Consider the following 2,475-nt stretch of genomic DNA (forward strand, 5'->3'; position numbering starts at 1 on the left):
CTCCCCCACTACACACAACTTTTCTTCCGGTTTTAGCTTACTATTTAGTTTACATTCTCAACTACTTTCAAATTCGAGTTTACCTGTCTTTTGAAAACGTTTTTGTATACTTATATATATGGTATGATTTTCTTCAGGTTCAAAAAGTCATAACTTCATGAACCTGTTGGTTTTTTCTTATATAAGCTGGATACATCTTAAAGAATTGTTCACCAGGTAGGGCCAGAAATAAAAGTTCTTTAATCTTTGTGTCACCAACTTTGTCCCTTTATGAATAAGGCATTTGGTTATCGGGATCCAATAGGATTTGGTTTTCTATATTTAAATTATTAATGGATGGTTATTCAGAATCACTATAATTGTATCTTATGATTTCTTCAAATAATATGAATACCCCTAAAAATTGGCAAGACTTTGAAACTCTTTGTCTAAAACTTTGGGGTGAAATTTGGAGTGTTTCGCATGAAATTGAGTTCAATTCAGATAACGCACAAGGTCAGAAAGGGGTTGATATTTATTTCCCAGTAGAGGGGGGGAGGAAGTATATTGGCATCCAGTGTAAAAATAAAAAACTCAATCTTATTGATGGTTCCCCAAATCGAATTACCATCTCTGACGTTCAGAAAGAAATTGATAAGGCTTTGCATTTCAAGCCAGCATTACATAAACTTATTGTTGCAACGTCCCTTCAAAAAGACCAGAAGGTTGAGGAGTTTGTTCGTGAGAAAAGCGTGGAACATGCTACTTCTGGATTGTTTTCTATTCAAATTTGTTTTTGGGACTTCTTTGAACGCAAGTTGACTGAATTCCCAAAAACATACGATTGGTATTTGAAAAACGAAAATTTTCATCGTATAGGTTCAGCAAAGGTTGTTTTTTCTGTAGGTTCTGATAAAACTCTTTACCAGCCTAAATTCCAGCAGAGTACTGATAGATTCATTATTAAAAAGCCCTTACCCCCTATTCAATCTCCATCATCATTCTTATTTACTAGCGGTTTGTCTCTCGGAAAAATTTATGAAACACAAGAGCAGAAGAATCGGGTGATTATGAGGAATTTTAATATGGCTGCTGAAACGTATCCCTGGCACCAAAATGTTTGGTTTAAATTGACAATTATAAATACTGGACAACGAGTTATTGAGGATTTCAAATTAAATTTGGATTTTCAAGGTGACTTTTTAGAAGTAGGTTCTGAATCCCCACCATCTCCTTTGTTTAACAAGAACTTCAAAACAGATATCCGTGAGTATAGCAATTCAAATGACAGCTTGTATATAAAACCGTTTGAAAAGTCAATAGTTCAAAGAGATAGTTATACCTCTAGAAGTATTTATCTTAAACCAAAGTTAGCAGTCGAATCTGATGTCGTTATTAGATGGAAACTGTTGGCTAGGGATTTTGAGGATGAAGGTACATTGCTTATACAAATCCGTCCGCTTTATTATTTGGTATCTAATGAGTATGAAGTCGATACCTTGGATGAAGAAAAAGTAGAGGTTACTTATTCTTTGATTAATCGCCCGGGTATTAGGAATATGCTAGACAACCAAATTCAATATTCCGATGATGTTTCAGATTACACATTCGTGAACTTGGAAAGTTCTATTGAATAATAGTTGTTTTAAATAAACCTGCTGTTATAGAAGTTTTTGAGCCAAATATAATGCCCGTTGATAGTTGCTATTTCATGTGGGTTTATTAATACCCTGGTTCGGTCGGTATTAATGAAGCCAATTAAATACATATCTATTGGGATTGGTCTTTTTCCTGTGCTTCCATATATTTCAGATACCGGTATAATGTTGATTTGCCAATTTTAAGGATTTCAACTATTTCAGCAATAGAGTAATTCTCTTTTGTTTTCATTCGGTAAGCCCTCTTTGCAGTCTTTTGATTGTCGGGCGTTAGTCCAGGTTTCCTTCCTGCCTTTATGCCTTTTTCTTTAGATGCTTTTAAACCAGCCATTGTACGTTCAACAATCATTTCACGTTCAAACTCAGCCAAGGCAGCAAAAAGATTAAATGTAAATCTTCCGGTGGGTGTTGATGTATCTATTTGGTTATGTAGGCTTATAAAGTCAACTTCGTGTGCTTTGAATTGATCTACAATGTCAATCAGATTTTTTATGGATCGCCCTATCCTATCGAGTTTCCAAACTACAACCTGGTCTCCTTTTCTTAACTCTGACAAAAGCTTTTGCAGCTCAGGCCGCTCGGTATTTTTGCCTGATAATTTTTCTTTGTAGATTTTCTCGCAACCTGCTTTTTCAAGCTCACGAAGTTGCATGTCTAAATTTTGATCTGTGGTACTAACTCTTGCGTAACCAATTTTCATATTTGGCAATATTTCTCTCAAATATACAATTTAAGAGAAAAGTTTGTGGCACCGTTTTAAGAGAATATGCAAAATTACCTTACAGTCTGGAAAGGCATTTTTTACACCTTGGGGGAAGGTTAAAAACTGAGTGCCATT

The 2,475-nt window shown here is 35.0% G+C and carries 2 protein-coding genes; one reads left to right on the forward strand and one right to left on the reverse strand.

Annotated features, from left to right (window positions below):
- Positions 1-368: 368 nt before the first annotated feature.
- A complete protein-coding gene (locus ADIARSV_RS10700; RefSeq protein ID WP_016195527.1) occupies positions 369-1,616 on the forward strand; it encodes a hypothetical protein in 1,248 nt (415 codons plus the stop codon).
- Positions 1,617-1,749: 133 nt separating this feature from the next.
- On the opposite strand, the gene ADIARSV_RS10705 is transcribed toward ADIARSV_RS10700, so the two are convergent.
- Complete coding sequence (locus ADIARSV_RS10705; RefSeq protein WP_016195528.1) at positions 1,750-2,337, reverse strand: recombinase family protein; 588 nt, start codon at positions 2,335-2,337, stop codon at positions 1,750-1,752.
- Positions 2,338-2,475: the final 138 nt, after the last annotated feature.

It is taken from the genome of Arcticibacter svalbardensis MN12-7, from assembly GCF_000403135.1.
Taxonomy (GTDB): domain Bacteria; phylum Bacteroidota; class Bacteroidia; order Sphingobacteriales; family Sphingobacteriaceae; genus Arcticibacter; species Arcticibacter svalbardensis.

Bases quoted from the DNA above. Each gene is read 5' to 3' on its own strand.
- ADIARSV_RS10700 (WP_016195527.1), top strand. From the start codon at position 369: ATGATTTCTTCAAATAATATGAATACCCCTAAAAATTGGCAAGACTTT.
- ADIARSV_RS10705 (WP_016195528.1), bottom strand. From the start codon at position 2,337: ATGAAAATTGGTTACGCAAGAGTTAGTACCACAGATCAAAATTTAGAC.